The organism is Meiothermus cerbereus DSM 11376 (assembly GCF_000620065.1).
Taxonomy (GTDB): domain Bacteria; phylum Deinococcota; class Deinococci; order Deinococcales; family Thermaceae; genus Meiothermus; species Meiothermus cerbereus.
In genome coordinates this window covers 92,954-111,482 of the sequence record NZ_JHVI01000010.1, presented here as the reverse complement: position 1 = coordinate 111,482, position 18,529 = coordinate 92,954, and the positions used below count along the sequence as shown (strand labels likewise).

The following is an 18,529-nucleotide window of genomic DNA, read 5'->3' as shown; positions in this document are numbered from 1 at the left end:
TATGGAGTCGCTCGATGAATCCGCTCTTTTTCCACAGCCTGAAGTAGTGATAGACCGTCTTCCAGTGTGGCAAATCGCTAGGCATCATGCGCCAGGAGCATCCAGAGCGAGTGATGTAGAAGATACCGTTGAGGATTTCTCGCCAGCTATGTTCCCTTGGTCTATGGGTGAAGCAGGAGGGCTCGGGCATTAGCGGTTCGAGTATCGCCCACTCATTGTCCGAAAGATCGCTTGGGTAGCAGCTTGCTCGACTATTCATGCTCGATTATATCGTCTGGGAAAGTTTTAAGACAGTCTCTAACTGGATGCATTTGTCACTGGCCCCGCATCACCAAGGCCTTATAATGAGGCTGATTTAGTAAGGAGGTATCGTGAAAAAGTTTCTCTTACCCCTCGCAGTGGTCGGTCTTATGCTGGCAGGCTGCGGCACGCAGCCCCAGCCGGGCCTGAGCCTGTCCTTGAGCCAGACCACTCTAAACGTAGCTCAGGGCAACTCGGTGGAGGTTGACCTGACCCTTACACCCCAGAATAACTTTAGCGGCACGGTCAACCTGGCTTTGCAGAGCCCGCCGGCTGGGGTTACGCTCTCGCCGACCTCGGTTGACTTGAGCGGCACGGCCCCGCGAACCGTAACCCTTACCCTTGCCACCACCAGTGCCACCCCCATCCAGGATCACCCCCTGACCCTCGAGGCCAGCCAGGGCAGCCTGCGAAAAACCGCTAACCTGATCCTCAAGGTAACAGGGTTCACAATCTCGCTCAACCCCACCAGCGCCACCATCAACCCCGGCCAGTCGGCCTCCACCACCCTTACCCTCACCCCCCAGAACGGCTTTAGCGGCACGGTAAACCTGAGCCTGCAAAGCCCGCCCGAGGGGGTTTCGCTCACTACAAGCAGCGTGAATGTCACGGGCAGCGACGCCCAACCCTTCACCCTGGAAATCCAGACCACCAGCGCCACACCGCTGCAAACCCACAACCTCACGCTGCGGGCCAGCCAGGGCAACTTTAGTGTTACGGCTACTTTTGAACTCAACGTTACGGCTGCACCCCAGCCCAACTTCGAGATTGCCCTAAACCCCACTTCCGGGACGGTGGTACAGAACAACGCTATTAGCGCCACCCTTACCCTCACCCCCCAGAACGGCTTTAGCGGCACGGTGAACCTGAGCCTGCAAAGCCCGCCCGAGGGGGTTTCGGTCTCACCTGCCAGCATCACAGTAAGCGGTACGGCCGCACAGGACTTCCCCATCACCTTCAATACCACCACCGCCACCCCCACCGGCCCCAGTACCCTGACGCTGGTCGCCACCCAGGGCAGCCTCAGCAAAACCGCCAGTTTTGATCTAACTGTTACCTCGTTCGACATTGCCCTGACCCGCTCCAGCACTATGCGGGCCCAGGGCCAGAACTTCTCGGACTTCGACCTTACCCTCACGCCGGTGGCAGGGTTTAGCGGCCCTGTGAACCTGAGCCTGGAATCGCCCCCCAGCGGCATCAGCATCGGCCCGGCCAGCCTGAGCGCTTCCGGCCCGGTGACGCTAACGGTGGCCCGCAACGTGCCGGAGGGGGTCTACAACCTGATCGTGCAGGCCAGTAGCGGCGACCTGACCCGCAAGGCCACCCTCACCCTGCGGGTATTGCGGGCCACAACACTGGCAGCAGGGGGCTATTTTAGCGCGGCCATCAAGCCCAACGGCGAGGTCTGGTCGTGGGGCGACAACACCTACGGACAGTTGGGCCGAGCGACCACTGGGACCAGCGATAGCACCCCAGCCTGGGTCTCACCAAGCGACGATGTGGTCTCGCTATCTCTGGGCGAGTACCATGCCATTGCCCTCACCAACGATGGCCGGGTGGTTACGGTGGGGCGGGACGACTTCGGGCAACTGGGTGATGGGCCAGGAGACTCGAGCGGCACCAGCTCGGTGCCCAACTTGCGCGACAACATCCTGCCCGCAGGGGTCAAGGCGGTGGCGGTAGAGGCCGGTCGCTACTACTCGCTGGCTTTGACCTCCGAAGGCACCGTATATGCCTGGGGGCGCAACGATGTGGGCCAGCTTGGCCTTGGCACAACTGCCCAACAGGACTCGCCCGCGCTTATTTCCGGCTTTAATGGCGTGATTGCCCTGGCTGCCGGCGACGACCACACCCTGGCCCTCAAAGCCGATGGCAGTATCTGGGCCTGGGGCGACAACCCCAATGGCGAACTGGGTACGGGCAACAACGTCCGGTACACCAACCCTACCCCGCTGGCTGGCATCACCGCGATAGCCATCGCCGCCGGGGGCAACCACTCGGTTGCCTTGCTGGCCGACGGAACGGTGCGTACCTGGGGTTACAACAACCACGGTCAACTGGGCAACGCTAACACTACAGACAGCAACGTACCCGTGCAGGTCACGGATCTGACGGGCGTGGTGGGCATTGCGGCGGGCTACGAGTTCACCCTGGCCGTTCTGAGCAACGGCACGGTGAAAGCCTGGGGCCACGACGACAGCTTCCAACTCGGCAATGGGACTACTACGGGCGACCAGACGATCCCGGTGGATGTACAGGGCATACCCTCAGGCCGGAGTGTGCGGGGTCTGGCGGCGGGTATCTTCCATGCCCTGGCCCTGCTGGACGATGGCTCGGTGGTGGCCTGGGGCAGGAACGTAGAGGGTCAGTTGGGCGATGGCACCAACAACTCCTCCGAAGAAGCCAAGCCGGCCTCCATTACCGGCGTGCAGGTGCCGCCTCCCACACCCTTGCCATAGCTCCTGTAGCAAACAGACCTGCCTGGGCGTTCCAGGCAGGTTTTTTGTGGGCCTATAGGTAGGCCGGGGCTACAGGGATTTGGTTAGGTTTTTTCGGAGCTTGAGCCAGCGCGGCAGCCTTGGGGGTGAAATGCGCCAGGCCCGCCCAACACGGCCTAACGCGGTGAGAGCCACCTGGGCAGCAGTTGGGGTGCTCTCGGCGGTTGCAGGCGCTGGGCCGAGAGGGCGTTGGGGTTGTATATGCCTCCGTCGCTGGCGGCGGCGAAGCTAAAGCCATCCAGGTTGATGCCGGTGGGTGGCACACTGCTTTGGGCCAGGGGCAGCCAGTCGCGCAGGGGTAGGCTAACCTGCACGGCGCTAAGCGACCAGTCGAGCTCGAGGTTGCTCTGTAAACCCCAGGCGGCCTGCCAGCCGTTGGCGGGGGCGTTGGAAGGGGAGGGAGCGCAGGGGGTCTGGGTGGCCGCACAGGACTGGGCCAGGTCGGGGACAGTGTAGGTGTCGGTGCTGCCCAGCCAGGCTTGCGAGAGGTGCAGGTGCCATTCCAGGTTGGTGCTGGGGGCCACCGCAAGCTGGGCCAGTTGCAGGCTAAAGAGCCGGGTGCCGTTGCCGAGCCAGGTGTAGGCCGTGCTCCAGGAGGCTTGGAACTGGTTGCCCAGTAGGGCCAGGGTGGCCCCTGGCGGGTTCAGGAAGCTGGCGCTCAGGTTCTGGGGGTTGGCCTGGCCGAGCACTACCTGCCGAGAACGCAGGTTCAGGTTGCTGAAGGTGGTCTCGCGGGCGTTGAAGAGATAGAACTCGTTGGGCTGCTGCCGGGCCGCGGGGATGGCCCGGTAGGTTAGGTTGGCTGCCTGTTGCTGGCTGTCGGCCAGGTAGAGGGTTGAGGTGGTGGGGGTCAGGTAGGCCAGGTAGCTCAGGCCCTGGGCGGCGGGGTTGGGGTTGGTCAGGGTGGCGCTGTAGGAGCCCTCGAGGGCAAACGAATTGGGCCCGTTGGTGTCCAGATTAAAGGTTTGGTTGCCTCCTACGGCATAGCTGCGCTGGAATACGGCCCGATCTGCCTCGAAGAGGGTGCCGGGTGCGCTGGGCGGCAGATACCGCACGGCCATCAGGTCGGCAGTGCCGTGGTGCACCCCCTGCAGCAGGTAGCCAGGGTAGGCCGGGGTGGGAGGGAATTCACCGGTGCGGGCGGGGTCTACCAGGTCGCTGGCGGTTCCATAGGCCACCTGGCCGTAACTGCCGTTCAAGCCCTTCAGCTGCCCACTTACGTTCGAGAACGAACCGCCGCTCGTTGGCGAAGGGCAGGGCAGGCTCAGGTCGCGCACTTCGTCCAGGGTGAGCTGGTAAACACCCACCTGATGGGTGGTAAGCCCGGCCTCGGTTTTGCTGCATACCACCGCCCAGCCATAGCTTCCGGCGGTGTTGCCCACGCGCAGCAGGTACTTACCGGCGCTGGGTATAGCCACCTGCCAGGCGCCGCTGTTGTCCTGGCCGGCAACCCAGGCCGCCCCGGTGGCGGTTAGCTCGGCCTGGTCGAACACATTCAGGAGCACCAGAGCGGTACGAACCAGGCTGCCCTGGGCCCCCCTGACCCGCAGTACATAGTCTCCCAGCGGCAGGTCGGGGGCGGCAGTGATGGTGAGGGTAGAAGTAGAGCCATCCACCTCCTGGGGCGCAAAGATGGCGCTGATGCCGGTTGGTAGAGGGGAGCCATCGGAGCGCTCGAGGCTCAGGGTAATGGGGCCGACCAGGTTATTACGCACGATGGTGATGGTTTCGTTCAGGCTACTGCCCCGCCGGAGGCTCAGGTTTTGCGTAAGGCTCAGTTGGAAATCGGAGTCGGATGACGCGGGCAAGACCGTGAGGGTGAAGGGCAGGGTGCGCTCGAGGCTTCCTAGGGTGGCCTTGATGCGCAGGGGATAGGTGGTGATGGTGGCCGTAGGGGCCACCGAAAGCCGCAGAATCGAGATGCTGCTGCCCGGCTGACTGGGGCTGAAGGTGGCGCTCAGGCCAGCGGGCAGGGGGCTGCCGTCTTGCTGCTCGAGGGCCAGCACCACCGTACCCCCAATGTTGACGCGAACCACGTCTACCAGGAGGTCTTCGTACTGCCCCTGGCGGATGGAGGGGCTGGGGTTGCTCAGACTAAGCTGCAAATCGGGCTGGTTGGCCGCTTCTATCCCCAAGTGCAGGTCGGCAGTTCGGGAAAAAGACCCCTTCGAGGCCCGCACACGCAAGGTAAAGCGGCCCACCTCGGCATTGCCCAAGGCCTGAACCTGCAGGGTCGAGGTATCTTCCAGGGTGCTGCTGGGTTCAAAGGTGACACCAACCCCAGTGGGTGGAGGGCTTGCCAGGTCCAGCACCACCAGGCCCGGCAGGTTGCTGCGTACAAGCCTTATATTGACGCTTTTGCTCTGGCCCTGCTGGAGGGTGAGGCTGCTGGGGAAAAGGTCAATGTGCAATTGGGGCTCCGGTGCGGGTTTGCTGCACCCGCTTAGCAAGACCCAGGCTGCTGCTAAATAAAACCAAAATTTGAGGCCTGTAATTAAACCCTGTATTTTCCTCATGACCCATCCTCACGTTTTGACGATAGCAGCCGTCCAGATGCTGTCAAGTTGGCAGGCGTTACGTGCGAAAGGCTCGAGGGGGCACAATATTATGAGAATTTGCTCAAGGGGTCTACATGCCACGCCCATAAGACCCCGATTGGGCGGTATTCTAATAGGGCTGTCTATGCTGCGCCACCTATGGATTCTGGCCATCGCCATCACAGCCTGTGGAAGTACCCTCGATGTGAGCAACCCAACCCCGCCTCCCCCTACCGCTGGCAGTTGGTGGAAACCTGGGCTTGATACCACCTGGCATGTCCAGTACACCGGAACCCTCGACAAAACCCGACGGGTAACGGTTTATAATGTCGACCTGTTCGATACCCCGGCCAGTGTGGTGCAGGAGCTGGCGGCGCGCGGTGTTAAGGCGGTCTGCTACCTGAGTGCAGGCTCCTGGGAGAACTGGCGGCCCGACAAAAACCAGTTTCCCCCCGAGGTGCTGGGCCGCAACTACGAGGGCTGGGCAGGGGAGCGCTGGCTGGACATCCGTCAGATTGACAAGCTGGCCCCTGTGCTGCGGGCCCGCCTCGACCTGTGCAAGCAAAAAGGCTTTGTTGGTGTAGACCCGGACAACGTGAACGGTTACCAGAACGATACCGGCTTCCCCCTAACGGCCCAGGACCAGATTCGTTTTAACCGTTGGCTGGCGGCAGAAGCCCATCAGCGCGGGCTGGCCATTGGCCTCAAGAACACCACCGAACTGCTCCCGCAACTCATCAACGACTTCGATTTCCTCGTGACCGAAGAGTGCTTTGCTCAGGGCTGGTGCAACCAGACCCGTCCCATGGTGCAAGCGGGCAAGCCGGTGCTCAACATCGAATACACCGACACCCGCATCAAAAGCGCCTCGCAGTTTTGCAGCAGCACCACCAGCCTGGGTATTTTCTCCATCCTCAAACGGCGGGAACTCGATGGTTGGGTAGAGGAGTGCAGGTAACACCCCCGTTAAGTCCAACTACAGCATAACAGACGCAAAAATCCCACCGGGCTAAAAGGGCTCGAGCGGGATTTGCACATCTTCCCGCAGGTGAATAGGCAGCCTGGTGTAATGACCGTAATGCCTCCCTGGACAGCTTGACGGTTTTTTGTGAAGCTATAGATTAGCGGGTTCTATCACCGCCAATACCCTCACTCTAGACCCGTCTGCGCCAGATGCACAATTTAATGTAACGAAAGGTAACAGGCTGGCTGCCCTGTCGTGTTTAGGGTTCTTCTTCTACTCTGGGGTCTAGAGAACATCTGCGTTTTAGCCATATTCAGAAGGGGGCCAAGAGAAATGAAATTCAACACAAAAACCACCACCCTTATCCTGGCCGCCTTTTTTTTGCTGGCGGGGTGCAATCTGCAAAGGGGCAGCGAGGCTGGTCAGGCGCCGGAAGGGCCATCCCAGGCCCCCTCTATGCCCCGTTTCGAGGGCGCCCCGGTTGCCTTGCCGCTGCACAAGGCCGATGCCAACCGCCCCTTGCCCGATGTGCAGATTCCTGGTTTGCTGCGTCCCCAGCGCGGGGGGGTGCAGTTCCAGGCCCTGCCGCAAAACCGGGTAGCGCTGCGCATTTTGGTGATTGGCCTAACCGACGAAGACCCGGGCCTGCAGGCCTGGCGGGCCTTGCTCGACCAGTTGGGGGCCAACTACCAGGTATTGCTGGCCGCTACCGAGGAGCTGACCAGCAGCATGCTGGAGGACAGCACGGGTGGGCGCTTCCAGGCCATCTTGCTGGCCAGCAACAACCTGGCCTACGAAGTCTCGCCGGGGGATTTTGCCAGCGCATTGAGCGGTGCAGAGTGGAGCCGCTTGTGGGACTACCAGCGCCGCTACGCAGTGCGCTCAGTCTCGCTGTACACCTTTCCTGGGCCGGGAACTCCCAACGAGCGTTTTGGCGAACCTGAAGACTACTGCATCCGCTCGGTGCGGCCGGCCGGAGATGAAGGGGTGCGCACCGATAACCCCGCCACCAATCCGCCGGACAGCCCGCCGCCTTATCCCCCCGTTCGAATGACCCTCACGCCCGAGGGCCGCGGCCTGTTTAGCTATCTCAACCCCAACGCAGAGATTCCCATTCAAAATGCTTTTGTCTACCCCGCCCGTCTGGCTACGGCCCAGGAGTCGCCCGGTTGTGTGGTGCAGCCGCTGTTGCAGGACTCGAGCGGCAATGTGCTGGGGGTGTTTAGCCGCAGCGCCGATGGACGCGAGCGCATTGCCCTGACCATTGCCAGCAACCCCTATCTGCTTCACACCCAGCTCTTGGGCTACGGCCTGATTCGCTGGGCTACTCGAGGGCTTTTTATCGGCGAACGGCGGCACATTCTGGCCGTTGATGTGGATGACTGGGGCCTCGAGTCCGACTGGTGGGACGACACCCTTCAGCCCGGCGATCCCCTGCGCTACCGGCTCCAACCCTTTAAGCTTTCGGCCCAGGATGCCTGGTCGCTGTACCTGCAGCAGCGCCAGCTCAACGCCACCTATCCCCTTAGCAATGGCTTCATGCTCAACCTGGCCTTCAACGGGCGGGGGGTGAACACCGGCGTGGCGGCAAGCTGTAACCCAGGGGTCTCCAGCGGCGACCCCCTGTCCAGCCTGACCAAGTGTCTGGCCAGTCGGATGCGCTGGGTCAACCACACCCGCGACCACCCTTCGATGGACAACATCACCGACCCCGCCGCACTGCGCTTCCAGATTGCCGAGAACACCCGCCTGGCCAACCAAATTGGCCTGTGGTATAGCGACAAGACCCTCAAGACCGGTGAGCTATCGGGCTTGGGTTGGTACCGCAGTCCCGCCCCGGCTCCGCTGATTCCCCCAGCCCTGTCGTCGGAGTGCCCAGCCATCTCAGGGTCCACGGGCCCTGGTGCAGATGAGCCGCGCAAAGATTTCGGCCTGGTGTGTGCCAACCAGGCTTTGCTCGACCGCGCGGTGGAGCTAGGCATCCGCTATATCCACGGCAACTACTCGGTAGGTAGCCACAAACCACCCTGCCCCATCTGCGGGATTTCCCTGCGCCCGAACTTGCTGATGATCCCCGTGTGGCCCACCAACATTGCCTACACCGTGACTACCCCGGAGGAGGCCACCTCGTTCTACAACTACATCTACGCCCCGGGTGGGCAGCACCCCTACTGGCCCAGGCCGCTTACCTATGAGGAGATCCTCGAGCAGGAAACCAACCTGGCCCTCTACCACCTCCAGACCAGTGCCAGCTCGCACTACTTCCACCAGGCCAACTTGCGCGAGTTCGCGCCGGGACGCAGCTTGGTTTTCGATTACCTGAACCGCCTGATGCAGAAATACACCTCGTATTACAAAATCCCAGTGCTTAACCCCTCCTGGGACGAGATCGGGGAGTACGTGGCCGAACGCACCCGACACAGCGCGCTTCTCAAAGCCGGTGTTACTGCCACCTGGGACCGCAGTACAAATCGGGTTGATATCGCTACGGCGCAAAGTTCTGGTGTACTGTTTTTTACGGGGGCGGCGCAGGGGGTTAGCTGGGTATATGGGGGCGATCTTGTTTCCAAGGTGAACCTTTCTGCAGGGCAGGTCTTGCGTTTTACCTACCTTGCGGAGTAGGGCACACGGATCATTTTCTATAGGGCATGACCATGAGAATCGCACTTATCACTGAAGGAACCTACCCATTCGTGCTGGGCGGGGTGAGCGTGTGGTGCGATCAGCTCATTCGTGGTCTGCACGACTTTGAGTTTGAGGTAATTGCCCTTACCAGCAATGGCCTGGAAAAAGCAGCCTATCCTCCACCTGCAAACCTTAAAGGCGTGGTCAATTTTCCCTTGTGGAATAGTGTTCGCCGGGGTCGCTCGAGGCAGCGTGCTTCCCGCTGGTTCGACCAGGTGCACCACAGCTTTGTAAGTGCCCTGGTCAGGCCTAATTGGGGCACAACCTATTTTTTGTGGGCCTTACGGGCTATGGCTGGCTATGCACAGCAAGCCGATCTGGGAGAGGCCTTGTTGAGCGAAGCTTCCCTTGGCCGCTTACTCAAAGTTTGGAAGGAGCATCAGCCGCAAGACCCTTCGATTGCTCCACTGCCCAATCTGACCCTCCAGGACGCTCTACTGGCCTCGGAATTGATTGAGCATTTGCTGCGTCCCCTGCAGCTTATTCCTGCTAAAGCCGAGGTTTATCATGCCGTTTCTAACGGGCCTGCGGCTTTGGTGGGAATGATGGGCAAGTGGTACCACCATGTCCCATTTGTTCTAACCGAACATGGTGTTTATCTTCGAGAGCGCTACCTGAGCTATCTCCAGGCTCCTTTTAGCCTTTCGGTGCAAACCCTGATCTTAAACTTTTTTCGCCTGCTCTCGAGCGCCGCTTACCGCATGGCCGACCTAATCGTGCCGGTTTCGGAGTACAACCGCCGCTGGGAGGAGCGCAACGGGGCCTTTCCTACCTCCATTCGCCCCATCCACAACGGCATTGATCCGGCCCTGTTTCCGCCTCCGGAGGTGGAGCCCGAGGTTCCCACGCTCGCCTTTGTGGGACGCATTGATCCCCTCAAAGACCTCCATACCCTGATTGAGTCGTTTGCCTATACCAGGGAACATGTGCCCAATGCCCGCCTTCGAATGTTTGGTCCGACGCCTGCAGGCAATGAGCGTTATCGGGAAAGCTGCGAAGATCTAATCGCAAAGCTGGGCCTGGAGGGAGCAGCGACCTTTGAAGGTCGAATCTCACCGGCTGCACGGGGTTATCAGGCTGGGCATGTGGCCGTGCTGAGCAGCATCTCGGAAAGTTTTCCGTATGCCGTGATTGAGGCCATGTCGTGTGAACGGGCCACGGTTTCAACCGATGTGGGGGGGGTGGCGGAGGCAGTAGGCGATGCAGGTATTCTGGTGCCTGCTCGTGATCCTGCGGCGATGGGCAGGGCCTGCGCCGAGTTGTTGCTGGACGATGAGCGCCGGATTACTATGGGCAAGGCAGCGCGGGCGCGGGTACTCAAGCACTTTACCCTCGAGCGTTTTCTAAACGACTACCGCAAAATGTACCATGATGTGGTCATTCTTTTTCGGGCGGCCAGGTCTTCTACGTTGTCGGAGATACCATACCCGACCCAACCTTTACCGACTACGGGGAGCTGAGTGAGACCTGCCGGAAAACAATTTTTTGTGCCATTAAGCCCGATTGCTGGCCCTCGAGCCGTCTGGGGTGTTGGGGACATGCAGCTGGGGGGGTTGTGCGCACACCTGGATGGCTTGAACCTGACCAGATTACCGCGAAACACGCAAGCTGCCGCTGAAGCCTCGAGCGGCCCTTATTTACCTGGTTGCCAGAGCACAAAGGGTGGATTGTTGGCATGAGCCAGCGAACGGAGTTTTATGACGACCGTGGGGTGGCGGTGCTGCCCAGCTATACTCGAACTGGGCGCCAGCCAGGCCTTTCTAATCGTCTGGCGCCACTGATTCAGCATCTGGGGCCGGTGATCGAGACCGCTGTGGACGCACAGCAAATAGCGGCCGTGCTCGAGGCACATGGTTATAACGACCGGATGGTGTTGGAACGCTATGGTTACCCCAATGTGTTTGAGCTGGCCGAAGCCCTTTATCGGGCGGTGCCGCGCAAGCCCGCAGCCACCAAGCGCAAAATCAATCCCCTTTCCGAAACCTTGCGAGAGCTTTCGCACGGGCTTTTTTATGGTATGCCGGGGCTATTTTTTCCGGCGGTTTTTGCCTGGGCCGGCTCCCAGGAAGCCACCCTCGGCCTGATTTTATCGGCAGTTCTGGGCTGGTCCTGGAGCCAGGGCATGATTCGGCTGGCCTATGTCCTGATGGGCCGGGGTTTTGCTCCGGAAGCACGGGTGTTGCTTCGCAGCATGCTGTTTATGGGTCTGGGGTTGGCAACCCTGATTGCCGTACTTCTACAGGCAAGCCCGGCTTTAGCTGCCCTTTTGGTTTTGCAAATGGCCTACCACATGGCCTCGAGCATTTTACTTTTGTACAAGCAAGAGATGTGGCTGCTGCTAACTGCCTTGCCAGGGGTGATTTCTGGGGCAGGGTTCTTGCTGTTTCCAGAGCTGCTCGGCGCAGCCCCCACGGTTCTGGTGATGATGGTGGCGGTACTGCTAAGCTTTACGGCTGCGCTCATCACCCTCAGAACCAAAGCCAACCACTCACCATGGAAGATATTGCAGAAAACCGACTGGCTGGACGCCATTCCGCTCATGCTATACGGCTTTCTAAGTGCGGTATTCGTATTCCTTAACCCATTCTGGCACTGGATTACCGGTACGTCCATTGCAGCAGGTCTGGCGGTGGTTCCGCTGGTGCTGAGCATGGGGGGGCTTGAGTGGCAGCTTCGAGTTTTCCTGCATCGTATGAGCTTGCTGCTGGCCAGCACCAGCGACATGAGGGTGTTTGCCCGAAATGTCAACCGTATTTTTTTGTCTGTGCTGGCCTCCTACGCGATGCTGCTGTTGGCACTGAGCCTTCTGGTGAGGGCATTTTTCAACCTTAACAGCATGGAGACCCAGATCTTCCTGATTGCAAATTTCTTGCTTGGGCTCGGGTTTTTTGTGGCTTTTACGCTCACCACAATGAACCGCACCGTAAGGGTACTGCTGGGGATGCTGCTGGCGCTCATGGTGTATGCTGCCGTCTTTGCCCTTTCGTTGCAGGGGGTGTTGCCTTTAGATGGATCGCTGAGCTACCTGATTGGATGTGGGTTTTTTACCATTTATTTGCTGTTGGCGGCATTGCCAGTTCTGCGCGAATTGCGCAACTACCAGTAATATGTTCGGCATCTGCAAATCCAAAGCCCTGGCCTTCTACTACGGCAGAGGGCGACTGTTGCGGCTTTACAGGTATGCGAAGGTGGTACTGCAAACCTGGGCCTATACCCCTCAAGAACTCCAGATTTTGCGTAGTCGGCAAACCCTGCCCCTGGCCTATCTGAGCCTGGGGGAAGATCAGCTTGTTCCTTCACCCTGGCATCGCAATGCACGAAACCTGGATTGGAATACGGTTTATGTGGATCCGTCCCACCCCGACTGGGTTAGAAGTCGCCTGGATGAGGCTCGAAGGGCGGTAGAGATGGGGTTTGAGGGTTTATTTTTGGATACGCTGGACACCGTGACCCTGTATCCCCAGGATCGGGGGGCTTTGCTGGAACTTATCACCCAGCTGCGGCAGCTTTTGGGTTCGAGGCTTCTGTATGCCAACCGTGGGTTTCATCTGCTGCCCGAGCTATCTGGCCTGGTAAACGGTGTGGTGCTGGAGTCGTTTTCTACTACCTGGACACCCTGGGGTTATCGGGTGTTGCCTGCACATGAACTCGAGTACAACCTCAGCCACCTGTTCAGGCTTCAAGGGTACGCCCTCGAGATTTACGCGCTGGACTATGCCGACCAGTTCTGGCTCGAGGGCTATGCAAGGCTGCGGGCGATGTACTATGGCCTGCCAACCTTTGTCAGCAACCGCGACCTAACCCGTATATAAAGCGGTCTTCAGTAGAAAATCAGGAATAGGGTGCCAGAGGCTTACTTTTTGCCCGGCCCGTCCAGGTATTGACTGGTAAAGGCATGGGGCAGAAGCTCGCCTAGCGTGGTGTGTAGCTCGAGGCCCTCTGCACTCAGGCAGTGTACCGATACGTTGGGCTGGGCAAACTCGCTCAGTACCTGTCGGCAGCCACCACAGGGGGTTGCCGGTTGCTTTCCCCGGCTCATGACCCAGACCTCGACAATCTCACGCTCTCCCGCTGAAACCATCTGCAAGGTGGCCGACTGCTCGGCGCAGCGCGAGAGGGGATAGGCGGCGTTCTCCACGTTAACCCCGCCATACAGCCGACCCGACCGGGATTTGACCACAGCCGCAACGGCAAAACCGGAGTAAGGCGAGTAGGAGTGGGCCAGGAGCTGCTGGAGTTTTTCTACTATCTTTTTAGGCGTCTTGGGCACGGCTTTAGCATACTGCACCGGCGGCTATGCTTCTTCTGAAGTTACCGACTCGCTAAGGGTTTCGTCGTCGCGGGGTTCTGGGGTTTTTTTCTGAGCCCGCACCCGCTCGATGCCCCGTGGATCGGCGGTTTCGACGGTAAAAATATAGCCAGCGTACTCGAGCTGTTCCCCCACCTCGGGTATGCGCCCAAACTCGTTCATCAGAAAGCCGGAGAGGGTGTCATACTCACCCTCGGGCAACTCAATGCCCAGCTTTTCTGAAGCATCTTCCAGCGGGATTGAGGCATCTAGCAGATAGACCCCCTGAGCTATCTGCTGCACCGGGGCCACCTCTTCCTCGTCGGATTCATCGTAGATTTCCCCAATGATCTCTTCGATGATGTCCTCGAGGGTAACCAGCCCTGCCGTACCCTTGAATTCATCCACCACAATGGCCATGTGGGTCTTGCGGCGACGCATCTCGCGCAGAAGCTCCCTGGCCCCCATGGTTTCGGGCACAAAATAGGCGGGGTGGCTTATGCTGCCGATCTTTATACTGTCTAACTCCGGACCTTCGTACTCGAGTAAGTCTTTGATGTAGGCTACTCCAACAATGTTGTCGATGGTTTCCTGGTAGACCGGGACTCTAGAATAGCGATGCTCGCGGGCCATTTTCCAGAAGTCGCGCAGGGTGGCTTCGGCTGATATGGCGACCATGTCTACCCTAGGCACCATAATCGAGCGCACTGGGGTTTCTTCCAGATCGAGAATCTGGCTGATAATCTCGCCCTCGCTCTCGTCCAAGACCCCTTCTTTTGAGGAGGCCTCCACGATCAGCTTGAGTTCTTCTGCGCTACCCACCATGGAGTGCGAGGGGGCTTCCCTGAGGCCCAGCAACCTCAGAAAGAAATTACCGCTCCGGCTGAAAAGCCAGACCAAGGGGGCGGTGAGCCGCTGGAAAAGATTGAGCGGCAGGATGGTAATGGCTGCGACCTGCTCGGTGCGCTGAAGGGCAATACCTTTGGGGATCAGCTCGCCGAAAAGCACCGTTACAAAGGTTATGAAAATAACCGAGAAAACAAAGCTGATGGATAAAAGCAGGCTGCTTTCTGCTGCAGCGGCAGCCTGGGTTTGACCGAATAGTGCTGTAATGCCAGCCACAATCAGCCGGGTCACATAGGGTTCCCCGAAGGCGCCGAGGATCAGGTTGGTGGCGGTGATGCCAAGCTGCGTGGTGGCGATGTAGGTGTCGAGCTTGGCCATAGCCTCTTTAAGCAGCCTGCCCTGCCAGGAGCCAGTATCGGCCATCTGCTCGACCCGACTGCGCCGAATCGCGACCAGAGCAAATTCTGCGGCGACAAAAAAAGCATTAATCAGGATGAGAAGAACGATGATTCCAAGACTGCCAGGGATGCTTTCCATAGGGTTCGCGTCAGGCCCAACCAGAAACTAACTCGCCCCGGAGCTTTCCAGGGCAACGCCAGGGCTATGTTTGGAAGGGGATTCCATACGCTACTAGCCGGAAGTTTACCACAGCCCCAGGCGGCCCACAAGCGGCGGTAAGAATAGCAAAACACCGATTAGGGCGGCAATTGTACTAGCTACCAGCACGCCCGCTGCGGCAACATCCTTGGCTGCTTTGGCCAGGGGGTGATAGTTGGGTGAGACCAGATCTACCAGAGCCTCGAGGGCGGTGTTGATGAGTTCAAGCCCCAGCACCAAGGCCACCAATAGCAGTACTGGAACCGGGTTGATCTGCAGCCACAGGGCCAGGGCCAGGGCCAGAGCGCCGATATACACCTCGAGGCGAAAGTTGCGCTGGCTTTTCCAGGCGAAGCGAACACCGGCCCAGGCATACGCAAAGGAAGCCCGCAGGCCCCGTAAGGGTAGGGGGTCGCTGCCGGGCCTGGGGGGTGGGGTTCGGGAGGGCATAGAACTAGAGCTCGAGAATGCGGGCCTGCACCTGACGGAACCCCGCCCACTCATCCTCACGCTGGTGGTCGTGCCCCAGCAAATGCCATAGCGAGTGGGCCGCCAGCACCTTAACTTCGTTTTGCAGGCTGTGTCCAAGCTGGTTGGCCTGGCGGCGGGCGGTCTCGAGGCTGATCACAATATCGCCCAAATGTGGCGGAATGAAGGGGTCGCCCGGTTCGTAGGTAGGAAACGACAGGACATCGGTAGGGGCATCCTCGCCCCAGTGCTCCTGCTTAAGGGCCCTGATCTCGGCGTCATCGGTCAAAATGAGCGTGAGGGATTTGTCGCCGTGGCCCAGCTCCTCCAGCAGCAGCTCGAGGGCTTTGCGCACTGCGGAGCCCAGGCCTGGGGGAAGTTTGGTGTGTGAAACCAGATCTACCTGTCCCATTGCCCTGGTTTAGCGCTCGCTTTCGTGCTCATGGGACTCGTAGGCTTTGATGATACGGGCTACCAGCGGGTGGCGCACCACGTCGGACTCCAAAAAGCGCTGCTGGGCAATACCCTGGATGCCCTTCAGGATGCGCATGGCCTCCACCAGGCCGCTTTTTTGCGCTTTGGGAAGGTCAATCTGGGTAATGTCGCCGGTAATCACCACCCGGCTGTTGAAACCCATACGGGTCAGGAACATTTTCATCTGCTCGGGGGTGGTGTTCTGGGCTTCATCAAGAATGATGAAGGCATCGTTCAGGGTACGACCCCGCATAAAGGCCAGGGGCGCCACCTCGATCACACCCGACTGGATGTACTGGTCAAAGCGCTCGGCGTCAATCATGTCGAAAAGGGCATCGTAGAGCGGGCGCAGATAGGGGTCAATTTTGGCCTGGAGGTCGCCCGGCAGAAAACCCAGGCGCTCGCCCGCTTCTACGGCAGGGCGGGTCAGGATGATGCGCTTAATTTTTTTGGCCTTGAGGAAGGCCACGGCCATGGCCACGGCCAGGTAGGTTTTCCCGGTGCCAGCAGGCCCCACGCCGAAAGTAATATCGTGGCTGCTGATGGCCTCCACGTACTGCCGCTGGCCGGGGGTTTTGGGCTTGAGCCGGCCCGGCAGGGTTATCTCGTCACCCAGGGTCGGCACGGCGGTTTCGACCGGGAGCGACTGTCCGTTTTCTGCAACCAGGATGACCTGCTCGAGGGTACCCGCATCAATTTCGGCGCCCTGGCGCACCAGGGTAACCAGGTCGCGTATAACCCGTTCGGCCAGGCGCACCTCGTCTGGGTCGCCCGAAATTTGCACTTCCTGCCCGCGCACCACAAGTTGTGTGGGCAGCAGCTTGCGCAGGGTTTTCAGGTGCTTATCGCCATGGCCCAGCAAGGACAGGGCTTCTTGGGCTGAGCGAAGGGGAACTACCGCCTTGATTTGCGTGCTCTTCTCCAATATTGGCTCCTGGGTTCGGCCAGCACTTGATGCCAAACCACACCGTTAAGAATATCACGTGTTGAAGTGGAAAAGGTCCAGCGCTCGGTGGTTCTGGCTCTGCTTTCCGGCTGGGTTTTGCCCGGGGTCGGTTGAGGAGATTCTTTGGGTAGGCGCGCGCTGGAACGGGCCAGGCGTTCGCGCTCGACTTCCTCGAGGGTTCTCGGTCGCTTTGCAGGGGGCGTCCGGGGTTTTGAGGGTTGAACAGGCTGACTAACCAGCGGGCGGGCGGGTGGGGTACTGGCCGGTGGTGATGGGGAGGCAGCCGACGGAGCGGGCTGGGTGCTCGAGGGCCGCGGGGGCCGACGGCGCTCCTCACCCGGTAAGGGAATCTCGTCGGGCTCAAAATCGGGGGGCATTTGCTGGCCCCGCCTAAGCAGGCCCTGCAAGGCAGGCAGCACAATAAAGAAAAATAGAAACAGCAGACCTAAAAGATCGTCTAGACCCATGAAACCCTCCGGGTAGTGGCTGAAGCCCCAGATGAGCCGTAGAAAGCCCCTGGTTGCGCCCGCTGGGGCGTGCGGCGAGCCTTCTGTCCGCCAATACCCCATCCAGTTGTTGTACGGGTCAAAGTGGCGAGCGCAACCGTGGCAACTGCCAGAAGGGTGCGTTTGGCCTCATCCACAAGCAGAGATGGCAGGAGTACAGGCGAGGTTTTTTTGTTCAGACCTCTCCCGCCGCTGGGCTCGCGCTGGCCCGGTGTGGTGCTGGGCGCTCCCCTCAAGGCTAAAACCCCTTTGCGTGCCTTACCGTTGCGAGCCACCAGCGCCGCCGTCGGTGGTTCCACCACCGCTGGCTTTACTGATAGACTCGCGCATATCGGTGTCGGCTTCGATGTTTTTGAGCTGGTAGTAGTCCATTACTCCCATGCGACCGCTGCGGAGCGCCTCGGCCAGGGCCATCGGTACGGCCGCCTGGGCCTCGACCAGCTTGGCCCGCATGGCCTCGACCAGGGCGGCGTTTTCCTGCTCCACAGCCACAGCCATGGCCCGGCGTTCTTCGGCTTTGGCCTGGGCAATTTTCTTATCGGCCTCGGCCTGGTCGGTGCGGAGCTGGGCCCCGATGTTTTTCCCTACGTCCACTTCGGCGATGTCCACCGAGAGGATTTCAAAGGCTGTGCCAGCGTCCAGGCCTTTGGCCAGCACGGTTTTGGAGATGCGGTCGGGCTGCTCGAGCACCTGCTTGTGGTCTTCCGACTGACCGATGGAAGCCACGATGCCCTCGCCAACCCGGGCCACGATGGTTTCTTCGCCGGCCCCACCTACCAGGCGGTCAATGTTGGCGCGGACGGTAATGCGTGCGGTAGCCAGCAGCTGGATACCGTCTTTGGCCATACCGGCGACCATCGGGCTGGTAATTACCTTGGGGTTGACGGAAAGCCGCACGGCCTCGAGCACGTCGCGCCCAGCCAGGTCAATGGCGGCGGCGCGGTCGAAGTTGAGCTTGATACCGGCCTTATCGGCTGCAATCAGGGCATCAACCACCCGGTCTACATTGCCCCCTGCAAGGTACTGGGCCTCGAGCTTGGCGGTTTCGACCGGAATGCCGGCCTTGAAGGCTTTAATCATGGGATTGACTATCTTGGCCGGAGGGATGCGCCGGAAGCGCATACCAATCAGCGAGGTAAGCGCTACATTGACGCCTGAAAACAGCGCCGTGATCCACAGTGGAACGGGTACCAGGTAAAAAAACAGGAAAACGGCTAGTAAAGCGATGCCAGCGATGATTAAAGCTCCAAACTCCATGAGATCCTCCTCGTAGTTATGCTAACGCAGCTTCCCCAAAAATCTGCCATCTCTTCTGGCTGTGTCGGATATTCATGGGGGCTGCTCGAGCCGATGTCAGACACAGCAGCGCTATAAGCGTACATCATGGACAGGAAAACGAATAAGGCGTAGCCATGCAATA

General features: G+C 59.8%; 14 protein-coding genes. 6 read left to right on the top strand and 8 right to left on the bottom strand.

The features are described from left to right. Positions 1-259, bottom strand: a 259-nt coding sequence (locus tag Q355_RS16370) for a transposase (RefSeq protein WP_156941867.1), incomplete at its 3' end; no start/stop codon positions are given. A gap of 112 nt (positions 260-371) precedes the next feature. Here Q355_RS16370 and Q355_RS15375 point away from each other — a divergent pair. Next, the gene (locus Q355_RS15375) at positions 372-2,759 is read left to right on the top strand and encodes an RCC1 domain-containing protein (RefSeq protein WP_245597488.1); all 2,388 of its coding nucleotides are present in this window, start codon (positions 372-374) and stop codon (positions 2,757-2,759) included. A 155-nt stretch (positions 2,760-2,914) separates the two neighbouring features. Here Q355_RS15375 and Q355_RS0104590 read toward each other — a convergent pair whose 3' ends face one another. Next, positions 2,915-5,209, bottom strand: coding sequence for a COG1470 family protein (locus Q355_RS0104590; protein ID WP_169735534.1), 2,295 nt, complete (start codon positions 5,207-5,209; stop codon positions 2,915-2,917). A gap of 271 nt (positions 5,210-5,480) precedes the next feature. Between Q355_RS0104590 and Q355_RS0104585 the strand changes: the two genes are divergently transcribed. From Q355_RS0104585 to Q355_RS0104565, 5 genes are all read left to right on the top strand, one after another. Beyond that, positions 5,481-6,293 carry an endo alpha-1,4 polygalactosaminidase gene (locus Q355_RS0104585; protein WP_245597487.1) on the top strand — a complete coding sequence of 271 codons (813 nt, stop codon included), beginning with the start codon at positions 5,481-5,483 and terminating at the stop codon, positions 6,291-6,293. A gap of 339 nt (positions 6,294-6,632) precedes the next feature. Next, positions 6,633-8,921, top strand: coding sequence for an Agd3-related carbohydrate-binding protein (locus Q355_RS0104580; protein ID WP_245597486.1), 2,289 nt, complete (start codon positions 6,633-6,635; stop codon positions 8,919-8,921). Between the two features lie 32 nt (positions 8,922-8,953). After that, positions 8,954-10,444: a GT4 family glycosyltransferase PelF gene (pelF, locus tag Q355_RS15370; RefSeq protein ID WP_051529307.1), complete on the top strand. Its 1,491-nt coding sequence runs from the start codon at positions 8,954-8,956 to the stop codon at positions 10,442-10,444. 215 nt (positions 10,445-10,659) lie between these two features. Continuing rightward, a complete protein-coding gene (locus tag Q355_RS0104570) occupies positions 10,660-12,090 on the top strand; it encodes a hypothetical protein (RefSeq protein ID WP_027876707.1) in 1,431 nt (476 codons plus the stop codon). A 1-nt stretch (position 12,091) separates the two neighbouring features. Next, entirely contained in the window at positions 12,092-12,796 is a 705-nt protein-coding gene (locus Q355_RS0104565; protein WP_245597485.1) for a hypothetical protein, read from the top strand. A gap of 41 nt (positions 12,797-12,837) precedes the next feature. Here Q355_RS0104565 and cdd read toward each other — a convergent pair whose 3' ends face one another. From cdd to floA, 6 genes are all read right to left on the bottom strand, one after another. Next, the gene (gene cdd, locus Q355_RS0104560) at positions 12,838-13,254 is read right to left on the bottom strand and encodes a cytidine deaminase (RefSeq protein ID WP_027876705.1); all 417 of its coding nucleotides are present in this window, start codon (positions 13,252-13,254) and stop codon (positions 12,838-12,840) included. Between the two features lie 24 nt (positions 13,255-13,278). Continuing rightward, entirely contained in the window at positions 13,279-14,655 is a 1,377-nt protein-coding gene (locus Q355_RS0104555) for a hemolysin family protein (protein ID WP_027876704.1), read from the bottom strand. Positions 14,656-14,760: 105 nt separating this feature from the next. Beyond that, entirely contained in the window at positions 14,761-15,165 is a 405-nt protein-coding gene (locus Q355_RS0104550; protein ID WP_027876703.1) for a diacylglycerol kinase, read from the bottom strand. A 4-nt stretch (positions 15,166-15,169) separates the two neighbouring features. Continuing rightward, a complete protein-coding gene (ybeY, locus tag Q355_RS0104545; RefSeq protein ID WP_027876702.1) occupies positions 15,170-15,595 on the bottom strand; it encodes an rRNA maturation RNase YbeY in 426 nt (141 codons plus the stop codon). A 9-nt stretch (positions 15,596-15,604) separates the two neighbouring features. Then, positions 15,605-16,582: a PhoH family protein gene (locus Q355_RS0104540; RefSeq protein ID WP_027876701.1), complete on the bottom strand. Its 978-nt coding sequence runs from the start codon at positions 16,580-16,582 to the stop codon at positions 15,605-15,607. A 785-nt stretch (positions 16,583-17,367) separates the two neighbouring features. Then, on the bottom strand, positions 17,368-18,366 hold the full coding sequence (gene floA, locus Q355_RS0104535) for a flotillin-like protein FloA (protein WP_027876700.1): 999 nt from the start codon (positions 18,364-18,366) through the stop codon (positions 17,368-17,370). Positions 18,367-18,529: the final 163 nt, after the last annotated feature.